Annotated in this window: 13 protein-coding genes; 9 read left to right on the top strand and 4 right to left on the bottom strand. The window is 70.5% G+C overall.

Going from position 1 to position 16,756, the window contains the following annotated elements; genetic code table 11:
- Positions 1-61 precede the first annotated feature (61 nt).
- The 3 genes from ACTJJP_RS06505 to ACTJJP_RS06495 are packed head-to-tail and all read right to left on the bottom strand — an operon-like array spanning position 62 to position 3,779.
- Positions 62-1,711, bottom strand: a complete 1,650-nt coding sequence (locus ACTJJP_RS06505) for a DNA repair helicase XPB (RefSeq protein ID WP_440774211.1) — start codon at positions 1,709-1,711, stop codon at positions 62-64.
- 57 nt (positions 1,712-1,768) lie between these two features.
- The gene (locus ACTJJP_RS06500; protein ID WP_440774210.1) at positions 1,769-3,496 is read right to left on the bottom strand and encodes a helicase-associated domain-containing protein; all 1,728 of its coding nucleotides are present in this window, start codon (positions 3,494-3,496) and stop codon (positions 1,769-1,771) included.
- Position 3,497: 1 nt separating this feature from the next.
- Positions 3,498-3,779, bottom strand: a complete 282-nt coding sequence (locus ACTJJP_RS06495) for a hypothetical protein (RefSeq protein ID WP_055956660.1) — start codon at positions 3,777-3,779, stop codon at positions 3,498-3,500.
- A 106-nt stretch (positions 3,780-3,885) separates the two neighbouring features.
- Between ACTJJP_RS06495 and ACTJJP_RS06490 the strand changes: the two genes are divergently transcribed.
- Both ACTJJP_RS06490 and ACTJJP_RS06485 read left to right on the top strand, forming a co-directional pair.
- A complete protein-coding gene (locus ACTJJP_RS06490) occupies positions 3,886-4,269 on the top strand; it encodes a cold-shock protein (protein ID WP_055957202.1) in 384 nt (127 codons plus the stop codon).
- Complete coding sequence (locus ACTJJP_RS06485) at positions 4,253-4,936, top strand: DUF3027 domain-containing protein (RefSeq protein WP_440774209.1); 684 nt, start codon at positions 4,253-4,255, stop codon at positions 4,934-4,936. The genes ACTJJP_RS06490 and ACTJJP_RS06485 overlap by 17 nt, the downstream gene beginning before the upstream one ends.
- A 61-nt stretch (positions 4,937-4,997) precedes the next feature.
- Here the strand turns inward: ACTJJP_RS06485 and serC are convergent, their stop codons facing one another.
- Positions 4,998-6,119: a phosphoserine transaminase gene (gene serC / locus ACTJJP_RS06480; RefSeq protein ID WP_440774208.1), complete on the bottom strand. Its 1,122-nt coding sequence runs from the start codon at positions 6,117-6,119 to the stop codon at positions 4,998-5,000.
- A 97-nt stretch (positions 6,120-6,216) separates the two neighbouring features.
- Between serC and ACTJJP_RS06475 the strand changes: the two genes are divergently transcribed.
- The 7 genes from ACTJJP_RS06475 (at position 6,217) to ACTJJP_RS06445 (ending at position 16,678) form a co-directional block, all read left to right on the top strand.
- On the top strand, positions 6,217-6,915 hold the full coding sequence (locus ACTJJP_RS06475) for a metal-dependent transcriptional regulator (RefSeq protein ID WP_440774207.1): 699 nt from the start codon (positions 6,217-6,219) through the stop codon (positions 6,913-6,915).
- Positions 6,916-7,149: 234 nt separating this feature from the next.
- Entirely contained in the window at positions 7,150-8,085 is a 936-nt protein-coding gene (locus ACTJJP_RS06470; protein ID WP_440774206.1) for a M23 family metallopeptidase, read from the top strand.
- A 340-nt stretch (positions 8,086-8,425) separates the two neighbouring features.
- Positions 8,426-8,923, top strand: coding sequence for an HNH endonuclease (locus tag ACTJJP_RS06465; protein ID WP_440774205.1), 498 nt, complete (start codon positions 8,426-8,428; stop codon positions 8,921-8,923).
- Positions 8,924-9,136: 213 nt separating this feature from the next.
- Positions 9,137-9,880, top strand: coding sequence for a hypothetical protein (locus ACTJJP_RS06460; RefSeq protein ID WP_440774204.1), 744 nt, complete (start codon positions 9,137-9,139; stop codon positions 9,878-9,880).
- A complete protein-coding gene (locus ACTJJP_RS06455; RefSeq protein WP_440774203.1) occupies positions 9,880-11,424 on the top strand; it encodes a DNA polymerase Y family protein in 1,545 nt (514 codons plus the stop codon). Before ACTJJP_RS06460 ends, ACTJJP_RS06455 begins: the two co-directional genes overlap by 1 nt.
- Positions 11,425-11,490: 66 nt before the next feature.
- Positions 11,491-14,964 carry an error-prone DNA polymerase gene (locus ACTJJP_RS06450; RefSeq protein ID WP_440774202.1) on the top strand — a complete coding sequence of 1,158 codons (3,474 nt, stop codon included), beginning with the start codon at positions 11,491-11,493 and terminating at the stop codon, positions 14,962-14,964.
- A 142-nt stretch (positions 14,965-15,106) separates the two neighbouring features.
- Positions 15,107-16,678 (top strand): LamG-like jellyroll fold domain-containing protein, encoded by a 1,572-nt coding sequence (locus ACTJJP_RS06445; protein ID WP_440774201.1) that lies wholly within the window; start codon positions 15,107-15,109, stop codon positions 16,676-16,678.
- Positions 16,679-16,756: the final 78 nt, after the last annotated feature.

Raw genomic sequence — 16,756 nt, 5'->3', positions numbered from 1 at the left:
TATCGTGACCAGACCCAGCAATCCGCTGGATATGGAACCGATGGGCGCGCCCTGCTATGCGTCAGGCCGCCGCGGCGTCGATTCCGTCGGCATCCAGGATCGTGTACGCGTACCCCTGTTCGGCGAGGAACCGCTGACGGTTCTGAGCGAAATCCTGGTCGACCGTGTCGCGCGCGATGAGCGTGTAGAAGCTCGCGGTGTGGTTGGACTGCTTCGGTCGAAGGAGTCGACCGAGCCGCTGCGCCTCTTCTTGACGCGACCCGAACGAGCCCGACACCTGGATGGCGACCGACGCCTCCGGCAGATCGACCGAGAAGTTGGCGACCTTCGACACCACCAGCAGGGGGATGCTGCCGTCACGGAAACCCTGGAACAGCTCCTCGCGCTCGGGGATGGGCGTCGCCCCGGTGATCTGGGGGGCGCCGAGTGCTTCCGCGAGCTCGTCGATCTGGTCGAGGTACTGCCCGATGACGAGGACGCGCTCACCCGGATGCCGTTCGACGATGCGGCGCGCGACGTCGATCTTCGCGGGCGCGGTCGCGGCGAGACGGTAGCGGTCCTCGTCGGCGGCGGCCGCGTACTCGAGTCGCTCGCCCGCGGGAAGGTCGATGCGGACCTCGTAGCAGGCGGCGGGGGAGATGAAGCCCTGGGCCTCGATCTCCTTCCACGGCGCGTCGAAGCGCTTCGGGCCGATGAGGCTGAACACGTCGCCCTCGCGGCCGTCCTCGCGCACCAGCGTCGCGGTCAGGCCCAATCGGCGCCGAGCCTGCAGGTCGGCGGTGAGCTTGAAGACGGGGGCGGGCAGCAGATGCACCTCGTCGTAGAGCACCAGGCCCCAGTCGAGGGCGTCGAGCAGCGCGAGGTGGGCGTACTGTCCTTTCCGCTTGGCGGTGAGGATCTGATACGTCGCGATGGTGACGGGCTTGATCTCTTTGACCTGGCCCGAGTACTCCCCGATCTCCTCGGGCGTGAGGGTGGTGCGTCGAAGCAGCTCGTCGCGCCACTGTCGCGCGCTCACGGTGTTGGTGACGAGGATGAGCGTCGTGGTGCGGGTGTCGGCCATCGCGCCCGCGCCCACGAGGGTCTTGCCGGCACCGCAGGGGAGCACCACGACACCGGAGCCGCCCTCGGAGAAGGAGTCCACCGCTTGTCGCTGGTAGGGCCGGAGGCTCCAGCCGTCCTCGGCGAGATCGATGGGATGCGGTGTGCCGGGCGTGTACCCCGCGAGGTCCTCGGCCGGCCAGCCGATCTTGAGCAGTTCCTGCTTGATGTGGCCACGGGCCCACGCGTCGACCAGGAAGCTGTCGGGGGTGGGGTGGCCGATCAGGAGCGGCGCGATGCGCTTGTTGCGCGACACCTCGCTGAGCACGGCGGCATCGGTGGAGCGCAGGACGAGCTCTTTGTCGTCATTGCGCTCGATGACGAGGCGGCCGTAGCGGTTGACCGTCTCGCGGATGTCGGTGCTGACCGACGCCGGCACCGGGAAGCGCGACCAGCGGTCGAGGGTATCGAGCATCGCGTCGGCGTCGTGGCCTGCCGCGCGGGCGTTCCACAGCCCCAGACGCGTGATGCGGTACGTGTGGATGTGCTCGGGTGCGCGCTCGAGCTCGGCGAAGATGGCGAGCTCGTGCCGCGCCGTCTCCGCCTGAGGGTGTGCGACCTCGAGGAGGACGGTGCGGTCGCTCTGCACGATGAGGGGGCCGTCAGCCATAGCGTTCGATTCTACCGGGGTCGCGGCGGCGGGGACCGACCACGCCGACGCGAGACGTCACTCGACGGGGACGACGCCGTCGATGTGCGACAGCGGCAGGGTGCGTTCCACGTCGGCACCGCGGTCGCGACCGCGGAGTCGCCCGCCGCCCAACCCGGTCGCCTCCAGCCGGAACACCCGGGCGGAACCGTCGGGGAGCCGCACGGTCACGTCGATGACGGCGCGGGCACGGACGGCCTGGTCGAGCTCGCGTTCGAGCCACGCGGCATCCGAATCGCCCACCCCTTCGCGCAGGCGCCGCAGCAGATCGGCGTAGACGTCGGTGGGCTCGGCGTCGGGCTGGGCGCCGGGGGCCAACCTCGCGCGCTCCAGGGCCCGGGGCCGCCCGTCGGCATCGACGGCGACGGCGGGGTAGTGCGCGTCGGTGAGTGCCCAGAACACGACGTCGCTCGACACGTGCGACACCAGTTCGTCGTCGTCGGTGCGCGACAGCGCGATCGAGCGCAACGACTGGTCGATCTCCATCGAGCGCAGCAGCGTCTCGTCATCGGTGACCACGCGCGTCATCCGGGTGGCAGGGTCGCTCATCACGCGCACCCGCCCGTGCTCGGCCGACGTGCGCTCGATGACGTACGCGAGCGGTTGCGGGAGCCCGGTCAACGAGATGCCGCTGAGGAACTCGCGCAGCGAGTCGGCCGTCTCGCCGGCCGTGATCGCGGCGCCGATCGAGGCGGCGCTGAAACGGTAGCTCGAGGCCTGCGCCCGCGACTCCCGCACGGCCATCGACCGCAACCGCACGTCGAGATGCGGGGCGAGGGGCCCGGGAGCGATCGCGGTGAGGTCGTTCTGCAGGTAGACGCGGTCGACCTCGGGCGGGAGCAGTTCGCGCAGGGCCGACGTGTCGACGTCGCCGCCCCGCGCGAGGGGTTCCGCCCAGGGGGCGGTGCGCCCCGCGGCATCCACGAGTCCCCACCGCCGCAAGCGGCGGGCCCACAATGTCGCGCGGTCCGCGCCCTCGGGGTCGAACGGGGTTGCTCCGGCCCACTCGTCGACGGGGATCCACCCGCCGTCGGCCGAGCGGTATGCGCGGGGGAGGGCGTCACGCAGCGCGACCGCCGTGTGCCGCCAGCGTTCGAGGGTGGGCAGGCGCAGCCATTCCCGGCCGGCCGATGAGACGAGCCACGCGCGATCGTTCGCGCCCAGCAGGCCGACGTCGGCGGCGAGGCCGACGAGCAGATCCGCGTCGGCGGGCGTCGAGACGGCTCCGGCGTCGACGAGCCGGCGGCGTTCCGTGGCCCCCAGGGATCCCGATCCGATGCGTCCGAGCGGTGCCTCGAGGGTCTGCAAGAGGATGTCGGCCACGGACGCGGCGTAGGTGAAGGCGGCTTCGGATGCCGCGGCGGTCTCGGCCGCGGACGGGGTGCGCGTCGGGGTGACGGGGGCGGGAACGCCCTCCGGCAAGGCTTCGCGGACCGCATCGACCACGGTCGGGAAGGGGCGGCCGTCGCCTGCGACCAGCGCCCGCGAGACCAGATCGTCGCGCACGTCGCCGGTCGCGGGGGTGCCGGCGAGGGCGGCGAAGAGGGCGTCGGCCTCCCGACGGGTCAGGGCCGGCAGCGCGCGGGCGACCGAGGAGGGATCGAGCAGGGCCTCGGCCGCGTCGAACATGTCGCGCCACGTCGACGACGGCGAGACGTGCCGATCAGCGAACAAGCGCGCCAGCTCGTCATCGGAGCGCGCGCCCAAAGAGACCGCCAGTGCGCGTTGAGCGGAGGTCTCGGCCACGTCAACGAGCCTTGTTGGCCCGGGCCCTTCGGACGAAGCTCATGATGAGCACGGCCAGCAGGCATCCGAACGCGATCGGGGGTGTGACGAGGACGAGCAGGCTCACCACAGGCCAGACTCCCGAGGCCAGATCGGCGCCGGCGGTGGAACCGATGATGATGGCGAAGAAGCACACGAGCGCCAGCACGAGCAACCCGAGCGACATGAACGCCAGAATGCGGTCGATGCGGCGGACGGGAACGTCGTCGCCCGGCGTGCTGCCGCCGGAGGTGCGGGTGCTCATCGGCCTCAGCCTACTGCCTGGCAGCGGTGCCGTAGGCTGGAAGACCGGGATCCGATCGGCTCCCGCGTTCCGCCGCGCGATCGCGCACATACTCAGCGAGGTGTCCATGCCCACCGGCAAGGTCAGGTTCTACGACGACGAGAAGGGCTTCGGCTTCATCAGCACCGATGACGGCCAGGACGTGTTCCTGCACGCCACGGCTCTGCCCGCCGGAACCCCCGGGCCCAAGGCCGGGACTCGACTGGAGTTCGGCGTCGCCGACGGCAAACGCGGCCCCCAGGCTCTGTCCGTGCGCGTCCTCGACGCCCCGGTGAGCTTGTCCAAGCGCTCCCGCAAGCCCGCCGACGACATGGCGATCATCGTCGAAGACCTCGTCAAGCTCCTCGACGGCATCGGCGGCGACCTGCGCCGTGGCCGGTACCCCAACGGGCCCCACGCGCAGAAGATCGCGGCCGTGCTGCGCAAGGTCGCCGATGACTTCGAAGCCTGAGCAATCGGTCGACGAGCGTCTGACCGGCGCCCGCGATCTGGCGCTCGCCGCCCTGCACGAGATCACGTCCGCCGACACCGTCGGTCCCGCGGCCGGATACACGGCGGAAGACGACGGGGCGGTGTCGCTTCGATTCCACACGCGACTGTCCGGGTACCCGGGCTGGTTCTGGACGGTGAGCGTCGCCGTGGTCGACGGATCCGATCCCACGGTGCTCGAGGTCGAACTGCTGCCGGGGGAGGGAGCCCTCCTCGCACCCGACTGGGTGCCGTGGGCGACGCGCCTGGCCGAGTACCAGGCGGCGCAGGTGGCCGCCGCCACGATCGACGACGACGAAGATCTCGACGACGACGACGACGACGACGACGACGACGACGATGACGAAGACGACACCGACGATGTCGACGACGACGAGGTGGACGACGACGAAGACGAGCCGAAGGCGCGCTTCCACGCCGGTGATCTCGACGGCGTGGACATCGACGAACTCGACGCCGACCACCCCGACGAGGCGGACGACGACCCCGACGAGGCGGACGACGACCCCGACGGGACCGACGGCGACCTCGGCGAGACGGACGACGACGAGTCCGACCGCTCCGACGAGGACGACGACGAGTCCGACCGCTTCGACGAGGACGACGACGAGGGCGATCGAAGCTACTGAGCACGACACGACGAAGGCCGTCCCGCGCGATGCGGGACGGCCTTCGTCGTTCGATGGGGCGTCAGGCGCGGGGCAGGTTCTCGATCGTGTAGTCGATCGCGCCGATGAGGCGACGGACGTCGGCAGGCTCGATCGAGACGAACGTCGCGACCCGCAGCTGGTTGCGCCCGAGCTTGCGATAGGGCTCGGTGTCGACGATGCCGTTCGCGCGCAGGCTCTGCGCGATCGCGGCCGCATCGATGCTGTCGTCGAAGTCGATGGTGACGACGACGGGGGAGCGGTCGGCGGGGTCGGCCACGAAGGGGGTCGCCACGGCGCTCGCGTCGGCCCACTCGTACAACGCCGACGACGATTCGGCCGTGCGGGCGGCGGCCCACGACAGACCGCCGTTGTCGAGGATCCAGCCGAGCTGCTCGTCGAGCAGCAGCAGGGTCGCCAAGGCGGGGGTGTTGAGGGTCTGCTGCAGGCGGGAGTTGTCGAGGGCGTTCTTGAGGCTCAGGAACTCGGGGATGTACCGGTCGGATGCAGCGATCCGCTCGATGCGCTCGATGGCGGCCGGCGATACGGCGGCGTACCAGAGCCCACCGTCGGAGCCGAGGTTCTTCTGCGGCGCGAAGTAGTACACGTCGGCCTGCGCGACATCGAAGTCGATGCCACCCGCGGCGCTGGTCGCGTCGATGACGGTGAGCGCACCGGCATCCGCACGGACGCGCTCGATCGGAGCGGACACGCCGGTGGAGGTCTCGTTGTGCGGCCAGGCGTAGACGTCGACGCCCTCCACGGCCTCGGCCACGGTGCGCGTGCCCGGTGCGGCCTTGCGCACGTCGGGCGCCTGAAGCCAGGGAGCTGCGGCCGCGGACGCGAACTTGCCGCCGAACTCTCCGAAGACCAGGTTCTGGCTGCGGGTGTCGATGAGGCCGAAGGCCGCGGCATCCCAGAAGGCGGTCGATCCGCCGTTGCCCAGGATGATCTCGTAGCCCTCGGGGAGGCGCAGCAGCTGCGACAGACGCTCGCGGGTGCTGGCGACGAGGTTCTTGACGGGGGCCTGGCGGTGGGAGGTGCCGAGGATCGACGCTCCGCGGGTGACGAGGGCCTCGAGCTGCGCGCCGCGCACCTTCGAGGGGCCGCACCCGAAGCGGCCGTCGGCGGGCAGGAGTTCGCTGGGGAGTTCCACGTGCGGCATGGACCGATTCTAGAGTCCTCGCCTCGCCCCGCCCGCGCTCATGTCGGAGGGGGTCGGTAGGCTGGGAGGACTTGCCGCGAGACATCGAGGACCCTGAATGACCGACCTGATCGACACCACCGAGATGTACCTGCGCACGATCCTCGAGCTCGAAGAGGAGAAGATCGTGCCGCTGCGCGCGCGTATCTCCGAGCGCCTCGGCCACTCGGGTCCGACGGTCTCGCAGACCGTGGGCCGCATGGAACGCGACGGTCTCGTCGTCGTCTCGGAGGACCGCCGCCTCGAGCTGACCGACGACGGACGACAGAAGGCCGTCGACGTGATGCGCAAGCACCGTCTCGCCGAGCGCCTGCTGAGCGACGTCATCGGGCTCGATTGGGCCTACGTGCACGACGAGGCGTGCCGGTGGGAGCACGTCATGAGCGAGCAGGTCGAGCGACGTCTGGTCGAGCTGCTCGGGCACCCGACCGAGTCCCCGTACGGCAACCCGATCCCCGGTCTCGACCAGCTCGGCGACGCCGCCAGCGCCACCTTCGACGACGGCGTGGTGGGTCTCGTGCGAAAGCTGACCGATGCCGGGGCCCCCATCACCGGCACGATCCGGCGCCTCGCCGAACCCGCGCAGGTCGATCCGGAACTTCTCCAGCAGCTCAAGGCCGCCGGCGTCCTGCCCGGCAAGCGCGGCGACTACCGCTTCAACGAGGGCTACGTCCTGCTGCAGATGGAGGGCGTCGACGAGGGGCTGGAGCTGCCCGTCGAGGTGGCTTCGCACATCTTCCTGGTCGCCGGCGACTGAGCGTCGGCGCCACGACACCCGGGCATTCGCCGGGGCTGTCCGACCGAAGCGTGACTTGTTCGTTATCTTCAGGTAGCCTCAGAGGGTCCACAGGCTGGAAGCCCGCCGTCGGACCCCTCGCAGTTTGCCTCATCGGTTCGTCGTCTGCAGAGGGCTAAGCCCGCACATCGTGCCCCCAATGATCGAGTGCTGACGAGCCAGCGTCCCCGAAGACGCAGAGGCGCCGGAGGAACTTTGGCTGAACACAACGATCCCGCTGCGGACCTACCCGAGGTCCCCGTAACGGGCCCCACCCGAAAGAGCACACGCGCAGCCGTCGCCCGAACGACGAAGCGTCCCGCTCGCATCGCGGCCGTCCCGGTCGCCCGCGCCGCGGCCGCACCGGCCGTGCGCGCCCTTCCCGCTCCCCGTCCCTCGTCGACGCGCGCCATCGGCAAGCCGTTGCGCAGCGCGGTCATCCTGTCGATGGTGGCGGGCCTCGTCGCCACGGTCGCGATCCCGGCGTACGCGGCCACCATGCCCGCGGCCGAGACGATGACGCTGCAGCAGATGTCGGCGCCCGACAACCAGTCGCTGGTCGTCGCCTCCGACGCCACGGCCGAGTCGCTCGACCGCAGCAGCTACTCCGCCACGACAGCGGACGAGATCAAGAAGAAGAAGGACGAAGAGGCGGCCGCCGCTGCTGCCGCGGCCGCGGCCGAGCGCGCCCGTCTGACGGCATCCACCGCGAACGCCTCCGTCTCGTCGGTCGACCTGTCGATGACCGCGCCCGGATCGGGCGAGGTTCGGTGGCCGCTCACCAGCTACGTCCTCGGACGCGGCCTGTGGGACTCCGGATACCACCAGGGCGTCGATCTCCTCGCCCCCGGCGGGCAGCCGATCTTCGCCGCAGCCGCCGGTGTCGTGAGCGTCTCGCAGGAGAGCTACGGCGGGTACGGCGTCGGTATCGAGATCGAGCACGTCATCAACGGCCAGAAGGTGCGCACCACCTACGGCCACATGACCTACGGCAGCCGTCAGGTGCAGGCGGGCGATTCGGTCGCCGCCGGTCAGCTCATCGGCCTCGTCGGTTCGACCGGCAGCTCGACCGCCAACCACCTGCACTTCGAGGTGCACATCAACAACTCGGTGGTCGACCCCTACGCCTGGCTGCAGCAGAACGCCGGCTGATCCTTCCTCCGCCAGACGGCGTGCCGGAGACCATCGTTCTCCGACACGCCGTCTTCCGTTTGCCCTCCCGCCCGACCCCGGGCGTGTCGTGGTGGGTTAGCCTTTCCTCGACGTCGGAAGAACCGGAGGGAACGCCGATGAACATCAGTCCGCACATCCGCACCATGGATGCGCTCGGGCTGCTCGTTCTTCGGCATCGTGAGTTCGGATGCCGCGGCTTCGCCGCGCGTCCGAAGGCGCTGTCTGTCTAGACAGCGCCTTTTTCATACCCACCCGCGCCTGCCGTCGTCGCGAGTCGAACATCCGAGAAGCCGTCTCGGCCATTCGAGAGGAGACGTACATGCGCACACTGGTGCTCAACGCGGGCTACGAGCCCCTCGCCGTCGTGTCGTTCAAGCGGGCGCTCGTGCTCGTGATGAACGAGAAGGCCGTGGTCATCGAACGCGTCGAGGAGGATCCCGTCTGGGCCTCCGTCGGCGCGTACGATCGCCCGGCGGTGATCATCCTGACCCGCTACGTGCGCGTGCCGGGCGCCCGGCGGGTGCCGGTGACGCGTCGCGGCGTCCTCCGCCGCGACGGCCACCGCTGCGGGTACTGCGGCAAGGCGGCTTCGACGATCGACCACGTGATGCCGCGTTCGCGTGGCGGCAAGGATACGTGGGAGAACCTCGTGGCGTGCTGTCTCGCGTGCAACAACATCAAGGGCGACCGCACGCCGCAGGAGATGCGGTGGGAGCTGCGGATCGTTCCCGCGCCGCCGCACGGCTCGTCCTGGACGGTCCGCGGCGTCGACAAGAGCGACCCGCGGTGGGAGCCGTACCTGGCGCTCGCGGCGTGACGCTGCTCCGCAGGCCCCGGTTCGCGGGGAGCTGACGCAGCTCCGCCTGCCCGGTTCGCCGGGCTCGTCGTCGCGCCCTGCCGAGGTCTGTTCGGGGCAACGACGTGGTGTCTCGGGGCGCCGCCGCCGGCCTCCGCCGCCGATGTCGGAGGTCGATCGTATCTTCGACCCACAGGGATTGAGGGAATAGAACAGATGTTCTAACCTGTGGGAGTGAGGGCGATCATGCGAGACCAGGTACAGGCCGTGCCCGACATCCACGCCCTGCGCGATCGTCTCGAGCGCATGCAGGGGCGTCGGATGGAGGCCCCGGTGCTCCCGACGCATCCCGCATTCTCGCCGTTGCTGCCCGGAGGGGGTTTGCGCCCGGGCTCGGCCTACGCTCTCGCCCGCTCGTCCTCGCTGCTGCTGGCCCTCATGGCCCGCCCCTCGCAGGACGGGGCGTGGTGCGGAGTGATCGGCATGCCCGAACTGGGCGCCGAGGCCGCGGAGAAGTACGGTCTCGATCTCGACCGGCTCGTCTTCATTCCCGATCCGGGACCGCGGTGGCTCGCGGTGACGGCGACGATCACCGAGGTGCTGCCGGTCGTGGCCGTTCGCCCGCCCGTGGGTTCCACGGCGGCCCGCGGGGGAGCCGAGATCACGCGCCTGGCGGCCCGCTTGCGCGATCGCGGGTCGGTGCTGCTCGTGCAGGGCGCCTGGCCGCAGGCCGAAGCGGTGATCGACATAGCCGATCCGCAGTGGTCGGGGCTCGGTCAGGGCGACGGATATCTCGCCGGTCGTGAACTGACGGTCTCGGTCAGCAGCCGGCGTTCGCCGAACGCCCGCCGTGCGCGCATGCTGCTGCCGGCCGCCGACGGATCGATCGAGCTGTTGGGCGCACCCGCCGAACGCCTCGTGCCGCGCGGTCACGACGCTCACTCGGCGCCGGCTTACCCCGTACGGGCGGTGGGCTGATGCAGGCGCCTACGCGCAGCCTCGTGCTGTGGTTCCCCGACTGGCCGATCACGGCGTTCGCTCACGAGGCCGTCTCGCCCCCGAAGCCGGACGCCGCCGTCGCGGTGTTCGCGAACAACATCGTCGTGGCGTGCTCGTGGGCGGCCCGGGCGCAGGGAGTGCGTCGGGGCCAGAAGCGCCGCGATGCGCAGGCCCTGTGTCCGGCGCTGCAGGTCGTGCCCGCCGACCCCGTGCGCGACGCGCGCGCCTTCACCCCCGTCGTCGCGCGCGTCGAGGAGCACGCCCCCGGAGTTCAGGTCGTGCGACCCGGGCTGTGCGCGCTGAAAGCACGAGGACCGTCCCGGTACTACGGCGGCGAACACGAGGCGGCACGCACGCTCATCCGGCTGCTCGACGACATCGGTTTCCGCGACGTGCGGGCGAGTGTCGCCGACGGCGTCTTCACCGCCGAGCAGGCGGCGCGATCAGCGCGCGTCGACGACCCGGTCCGGATCGTCGCACCGGGAGAGGCCGGCGTGTTCCTGGCACCCCTGTCCGTGGCGACGCTCGACGACGACGAGTTCGGCAGCCTGCTCTCGCGCCTGGGCGTGCACACGCTCGGTGATCTGGCCGCCCTCCCGGTCGAGCGGGTCCGGGAGCGCTTCGGCGGACGCGGGGTGCGGCTGCACGCCCTGTCGGGAGGGCTCGACTCGCAGCCGGTGCAGCCGCGGACGCCTCCGCCCGAACTGCACCGCGACGTCGCCTTCGAACCCCCGCTCGAACTCGCCGATCAGATCGCTTTCGGCATGCGCGTGGCGGCCGAGGAGTTCATCGCCGGGTTGGGCGCGCACGACCTCGTGTGCACCGAACTGCGCGTCGTCCTCACCGGCGAACGAGCCGAACGCAGTGAGCGCGTCTGGTTGCATCCGGGGTCTTTCGACGCCGCTGCCGTGGTCGACCGGGTGCGGTGGCAACTCGCCGAAGACGCGCAGGGCATCTTCGGCAGCGGAGTGGCCGGCGTGCACATCGAACCAGAAGCGGTCGATGCCGCCGCCCATCACGCCAAGGGGCTCTTCGGCGCCGGCCCCGACGAACGCGTGCACCACGCGTTATCGCGTGTGCAGGCCATGCTCGGTCACCGCGCCGTGGTGACGCCGGTCGTCGGCGGCGGGCGATGGCTCGCCGAACGCCAGGTCAACGTGCCGTGGGGCGATCGAGCCGTCACGGCGAAAGATCGGGCGCGTCCCTGGCCCGGCAGCCTTCCCGACCCCCTGCCGGCCACGGTCTACCCCGAACCACGCCTGGTCGGCGTGACCGACATCGCGGGCGCCCCCGTGACGGTGGGGGAGCGCGACGTGCTGAGCGCCCCACCCGCCGTGCTCGAGACGGCGGGGCAGCGTCGTCGCATCCACGAGTGGGCGGGACCCTGGCCGATCAGCGAGCGCGGCTGGGACCCGTTGCGGGCACGCCGGGCGCACCGATTCCAGGTGATCGACGCCGACGGCGGCGCGTGGCTGCTGCTGGTCGAAGAGGGCGAGTGGCGTGCGGAGGGTCGGTATGACTGAGTGCGCGGTGCCGGTGGCGGGGCGTCTGCCGATGCGTGAGCCCCGCAGCGCGTCGGGGGTGCGCTGATGGGATGGACCAACCCCCCGGTGAAGTGGTCCGAGCTGGAGCGTCTGCTCAGCGACGCGCGTCGGCCGACCGGCACACCGCCCAACGGCGACGGCGGCGACAGCCCGGCCTGGTCGCACAAGCGCGGCGCATATGTGCCGCCGTCGATCGAGCGCCCCGACGACACGATCCCGTACGCCGAACTGCACGCGCACTCGTCGTACTCGTTCCTCGACGGCGCCTCCTCTCCCGAAGAGCTCGTCGAAGAAGCCGAACGCCTGGGCCTTCACGCCCTCGCCCTCACCGACCACGACGGCTTCTACGGAATCGTGCGTTTCGCCGAGGCGGCCGAGGCCCGCACGGTGAAGACCGTGTTCGGCGCGGAGTTGTCACTGGGGCTCAGCGGTCCGCAGAACGGCGCGGCCGACCCCGAGGGTTCGCACCTGCTCGTCCTCGCGCGGCGAGAAGAGGGATACCACCGTCTCGCCGCCGCGATCACCCACGCACAGCTCACCGGCGCCGAGAAGGGGCGCCCCGTCTACGACCTCGCCGACCTCGCCGCGCGAGCGGGCGGTCCCCGCGATCCGCACTGGGCCGTGCTCACCGGATGCCGCAAAGGAGCGGTGCGGCAGGCGCTGGCATCCGAGGGACCGGCGGGCGCCGCCCGTGAACTCGACACCCTCGTCGACCTGTTCGGTGCCGAGGCCGTCTACGTCGAGCTGATGGATCAGGGTGACCCGCTCGATTCCCGTCGCAACGACGTGCTGGCGGCTCTCGCCGCAGAGCGGGGGCTGCCGACCCTCGCCACCAACAACGTGCACTACGCCGCTCCGCAGAAGGAACTGCTCGCGGCCGCTGTGGCCGCGGTGCGGGCGAACCGGGGTCTCGACGAGCTCGACGGGTGGCTGCCCGCCCATGCCGGCGCGCACCTGCGCTCGGGCGTCGAGATGTCGGCCCGGTTCGCGCGTTATCCGGGCGCAGTCGCGCGCACCGTGACGCTGGCCGACGAGATCGCCTTTCCGCTGCGTCGCGCCAAGCCCGCCCTTCCGAAGCAGAAGGTCCCCGAGGGGCACACGCCCATGTCGTGGCTCCGACACCTGGTCTGGGAGGCCGTGCCCCGCAAGTACCCGGATCTCTCCGACGACGACCGCCGCCGCATCGAACGCGAGCTCGGCGTCATCGAGATGAAGGACTTCCCGGGGTACTTCCTCATCGTCTACGGCATCGTGGCGGAGGCCCGCCGTCGTGGCATCCTGTGCCAGGGGCGCGGCTCGGCCGCCAACAGTGCGGTCTGCTACCTGCTCGACATCACTGCGGTCGACTCCATCTTCTACAAGCTGCCGTTCGAGCGGTTCCTGTCGAGCCTGCGCGACGAGGAGCCCGACATCGACGTCGATTTCGACTCCGACCGCCGTGAAGAGATCATCCAGTGGGTCTACCAGGAGTACGGGCGCGAGCGGGCGGCGCAGGTGGCCAACGTCATCCAGTACCGTCCCAAGAACGCCGTGCGCGACATGGCACGGGCGCTCGGACATTCGCCCGGTCAGCAAGATGCCTGGTCGAAGCAGGTCGAGCGCTGGGGGGCCACGCTCGAGACCGGGGGCGATCACGACATCCCCGATCAGGTCATCGAGTTCGCGTCGGAGCTGCTGAAGGCGCCGCGGCACCTCGGCATCCATTCCGGGGGGATGGTGCTCACCGATCGGCCGGTGGGCGAGGTCGTTCCCATCGAGCACGCGCGCATGGAGGACCGCACGGTCATCCAGTGGGACAAAGACGACGCCGCGTGGATGGGGCTGGTGAAGTTCGATCTGCTGGGACTCGGCATGCTGGCCGCGCTGCAGTACTGCTTCGACCTGATCCGGGATGCCACGGGCGAGGAGTGGGAGCTGTCGACCCTGCCGAAAGAAGAGAAGGCCGTGTACGACATGCTGTGCCGGGCCGACTCGATCGGGGTTTTCCAGGTGGAGTCGCGCGCGCAGATGGGACTGCTGCCCCGGCTGCAGCCGCGGAAGTTCTACGACCTCGTGGTGCAGATCGCGCTCATCCGTCCGGGACCGATCCAGGGCGGGGCGGTGCATCCGTTCGTCCGCCGCAAGCTCGGGCAAGAGAAGGTGACCTACGTGCACCCCAAGCTCGAGCCGGTCCTGGCGCGGACGATGGGGGTGCCGGTGTTCCAGGAGCAGCTCATGCAGATGGCCGTCGCCATCGGCAACTGCTCCGCCGAAGACGCCGACCTGCTGCGCCGGGCGATGGGGTCCAAGAGGGGCCTGGAGCGCATCGACTCACTCCGCGAGACGCTGTACGCCGGCATGGCCGAGAACGGTCTCGTCGGCCAGGTCGCCGACGAGCTGTACGCCAAGATCCAGGCGTTCGCGAACTTCGGTTTCGCCGAGTCGCACTCGCTGTCGTTCGCGCTGCTGGTCTACGCGAGCTCGTGGATCAAGCTGCACTATCCGGCGGCGTTCCTCGCAGGGTTGCTGCGCGCACAGCCCATGGGGTTCTACTCGCCCGCGACCCTGACCGCCGACGCGCGCCGGCACGGCGTGGTGGTGCGCCGGCCCGACCTGTCGCGGTCGGGGGTCGAGGCCACGCTCGAGGCGGTCGACGCGGGGGCGCCCGAGGGGGGACGGACGGATGCCGGCGGGGCCACGCCCGCAGCGGAGCAGCGACGAGGCAAGGGGGCGCCGACCGGGCTCGACGCGTGCGCGCACGCACGGCAGCCTCCGACCGGCGACTTCGACCCGTCGGAGCCCGACGAGACCCTGGCACACCGTCGTGACGGCGGGTTCGCCGTGCGCCTCGGCCTCGCCGGGGTCACCGGTATCGGTGCGAAAGTGGCTGCGCGCATCATCTCCGAACGTGAGCGCGGCGGCGCCTACCGCGACCTCCGCGACCTCGTACGCCGCACCGGACTGGTCACGGCGCAGCTCGAGGCGCTCGCGACCGCGGGGGCATTCGAGTGCTTCGGGCACACGCGGCGCGAGGCGATCTGGTTGTCGGGTTCGGCGGCGCTGGATCGCGCCGAGTTCCTTCCCGACTCGCTCGTCGCCGTGCAGCCGCCGTTGTTCACCGACCCCTCGAGCTACGAGATCCTCGCATCCGACCTCTGGGCGACGGGTCTCTCGGCCGACGACCACCCGCTCACCCACTTCCGGTCGGCGCTCGATGCGCGCGGCGTCATCACCTCGCGCGAGCTCCGCACGTTCGAGACCGACCGGCGCATCGAGGTGGCGGGGCTCGTCACCCACCGGCAGCGACCGGCCACGGCATCCGGCATCACGTTCCTCAATCTCGAAGACGAGCACGGGCTCATGAACATCATCTGCTCCGTCGGGGTGTGGAACAGATATCGCCGGGTCGCCCGCGAATCGCCCGCGTTGATCGTGCGCGGCATGCTCGAGCGTTCGATCGAGGGCGTGACGAACGTCGTCGCCGACGGCTTCACCGATCTGCGCGTCGGTGTCGCCCACGCGTCGCGGGATTTCCGGTGAGGGCGTCTCGACCTCGGCGCGAGCGGCGGTCGGCGATCACTCCTCGCCTCCGATGACACGGTGGGGCATGATGGGCGACAGGGCACGGGGGCGCCTTCGGCGACCTTCGGTCCTGCCTCACCAGCGCCGAAGGAGTCGCTCGATGTCACCCACGACGAGGTCTCGGCCGCGCGGACTGGCGGTCCTCACCGCCCTGGCGATCATCGCACCCGCCCTGGCCGCCAGTGCGCCGTCGTTCGCGGCGACCTCCACACCGACCGTGCGCATCATCGACGGGCTCGACGCGACCATCGCCTACAGCGGTTCGTGGCGTAAGACCTCGAACAAAGCCGATCACAACGGCTCCGTGCAATACGCGAACGCCGCGGCCGCCTCTTACTCGTACGACTTCGAGGGCACGGGCATCCGCATCCACGGGCGCAAGACTCCCCTGAGCGGTATCAGCGAGGTCCGAATCGACGGGGTTCTCTCCGCCCGCATCGACGCCTACGCGCCGTCGAACGTGTTCAACACGGTTCTGTACGAGCGAGCCGACCTCGCTCCCGGCGCGCACACGCTCACCGTGACCGCGACGGGCCAGAAGTCCGCCGCGGCGCAGAACTCGAACGTGACATTGGACGCCCTCACCGTGACCTCCGCCGGTGCCGACGCAGGCCCGACGCCGAGTCCTTCCGTCACGTCGACGCCGAGCCCGACCGTGGCGCCGACGCCCACACCGAGCGCCTCGCCCTCGCCGACCGTGGTGCCGACGCCCGGGCCGACTCCGAGCGACACCGAAGCGCCCTCGCCGAGCCCCTCGCCGACCGCGACCGCGGCACCCTCATCGACTCCGACGGCGACCCCCACCCCGACCCCGACACCCACATCGAGCCCGAGCCCGACGCCGACCGCGGCACCGACGGCGAGCCTTGCACCCACTTCGAGTCCGACGCCCGCACCGACTCCGACAACGTCCGGTCCCGTCGACGTGCCCGCCCCGATCGCCGAATGGCGGTTCGAGGAGGCCGCCGCTCCGTTCCGCACGACCGCCGGAGACCTTCCGCTTCAACACGCGGGCAACGTGCGCGCGACCACCGTCGCGACGCCGTTCGGGCGGGGAGTGAACCTGCCCGGCAAGAGCTTCCTGCGACTGCACCGGGACTCCGTCGGGCGCTTGAACGTCGGAGCGGGTGGGGGAGCGGTCACCGTCGCGGCCTGGGTGCTGATGACCGACGACAACGCCGGGTTCATCGCCGGCATGTGGTCGGAGTCGAGTGGCGATCCGCGCAGGTCGTACGGACTCTTCTACGACCTCTCCACGTATGGCGGAGACGAACGCGGAAACTTCCACGTATCGCGGACGGGAGGGCCCACGGCTGGTCACCCGTTCTCGATCGACTATTCGGCGTCCGGACAGACCTTCACCCGCCGCGTCTGGCAACTGCACGTCGGCACGTACGACGGTCGGGAAGCCGTTTCGTATCTCGATGGACTCTCGGTTCCCCTGGGGCCGCTGAAGGACAAGTTCGGCAACATCTCCATGAAGAACCCGTACCCCTACCCCGACGGTCTGAACCCGAGCCCCGCCGAGTTCACGGTCGGCGCGGTGCAGATGGCCTCGACCGTCGGCAACTACGCCGAAGGCACCTTCGCCCGCGTTCGTGTGTGGGACCGCGCTCTCACGGCCGAACAGGTCAGAGCCCTCTACGAGGAAGAGCGCCCCGTCGTGCCCTGACGGTGACGTCCGCGCGTCCGACGGCGTCGTCGTGCCCTCACTAGACTCGGGCCCATCCCGCCCGTTCCGCATCAGACA

The organism is Microbacterium sp. 22296, assembly GCF_052045385.1.
Lineage (GTDB): Bacteria > Actinomycetota > Actinomycetes > Actinomycetales > Microbacteriaceae > Microbacterium.
This window is presented reverse-complemented; position numbering and strand designations above follow the sequence as displayed.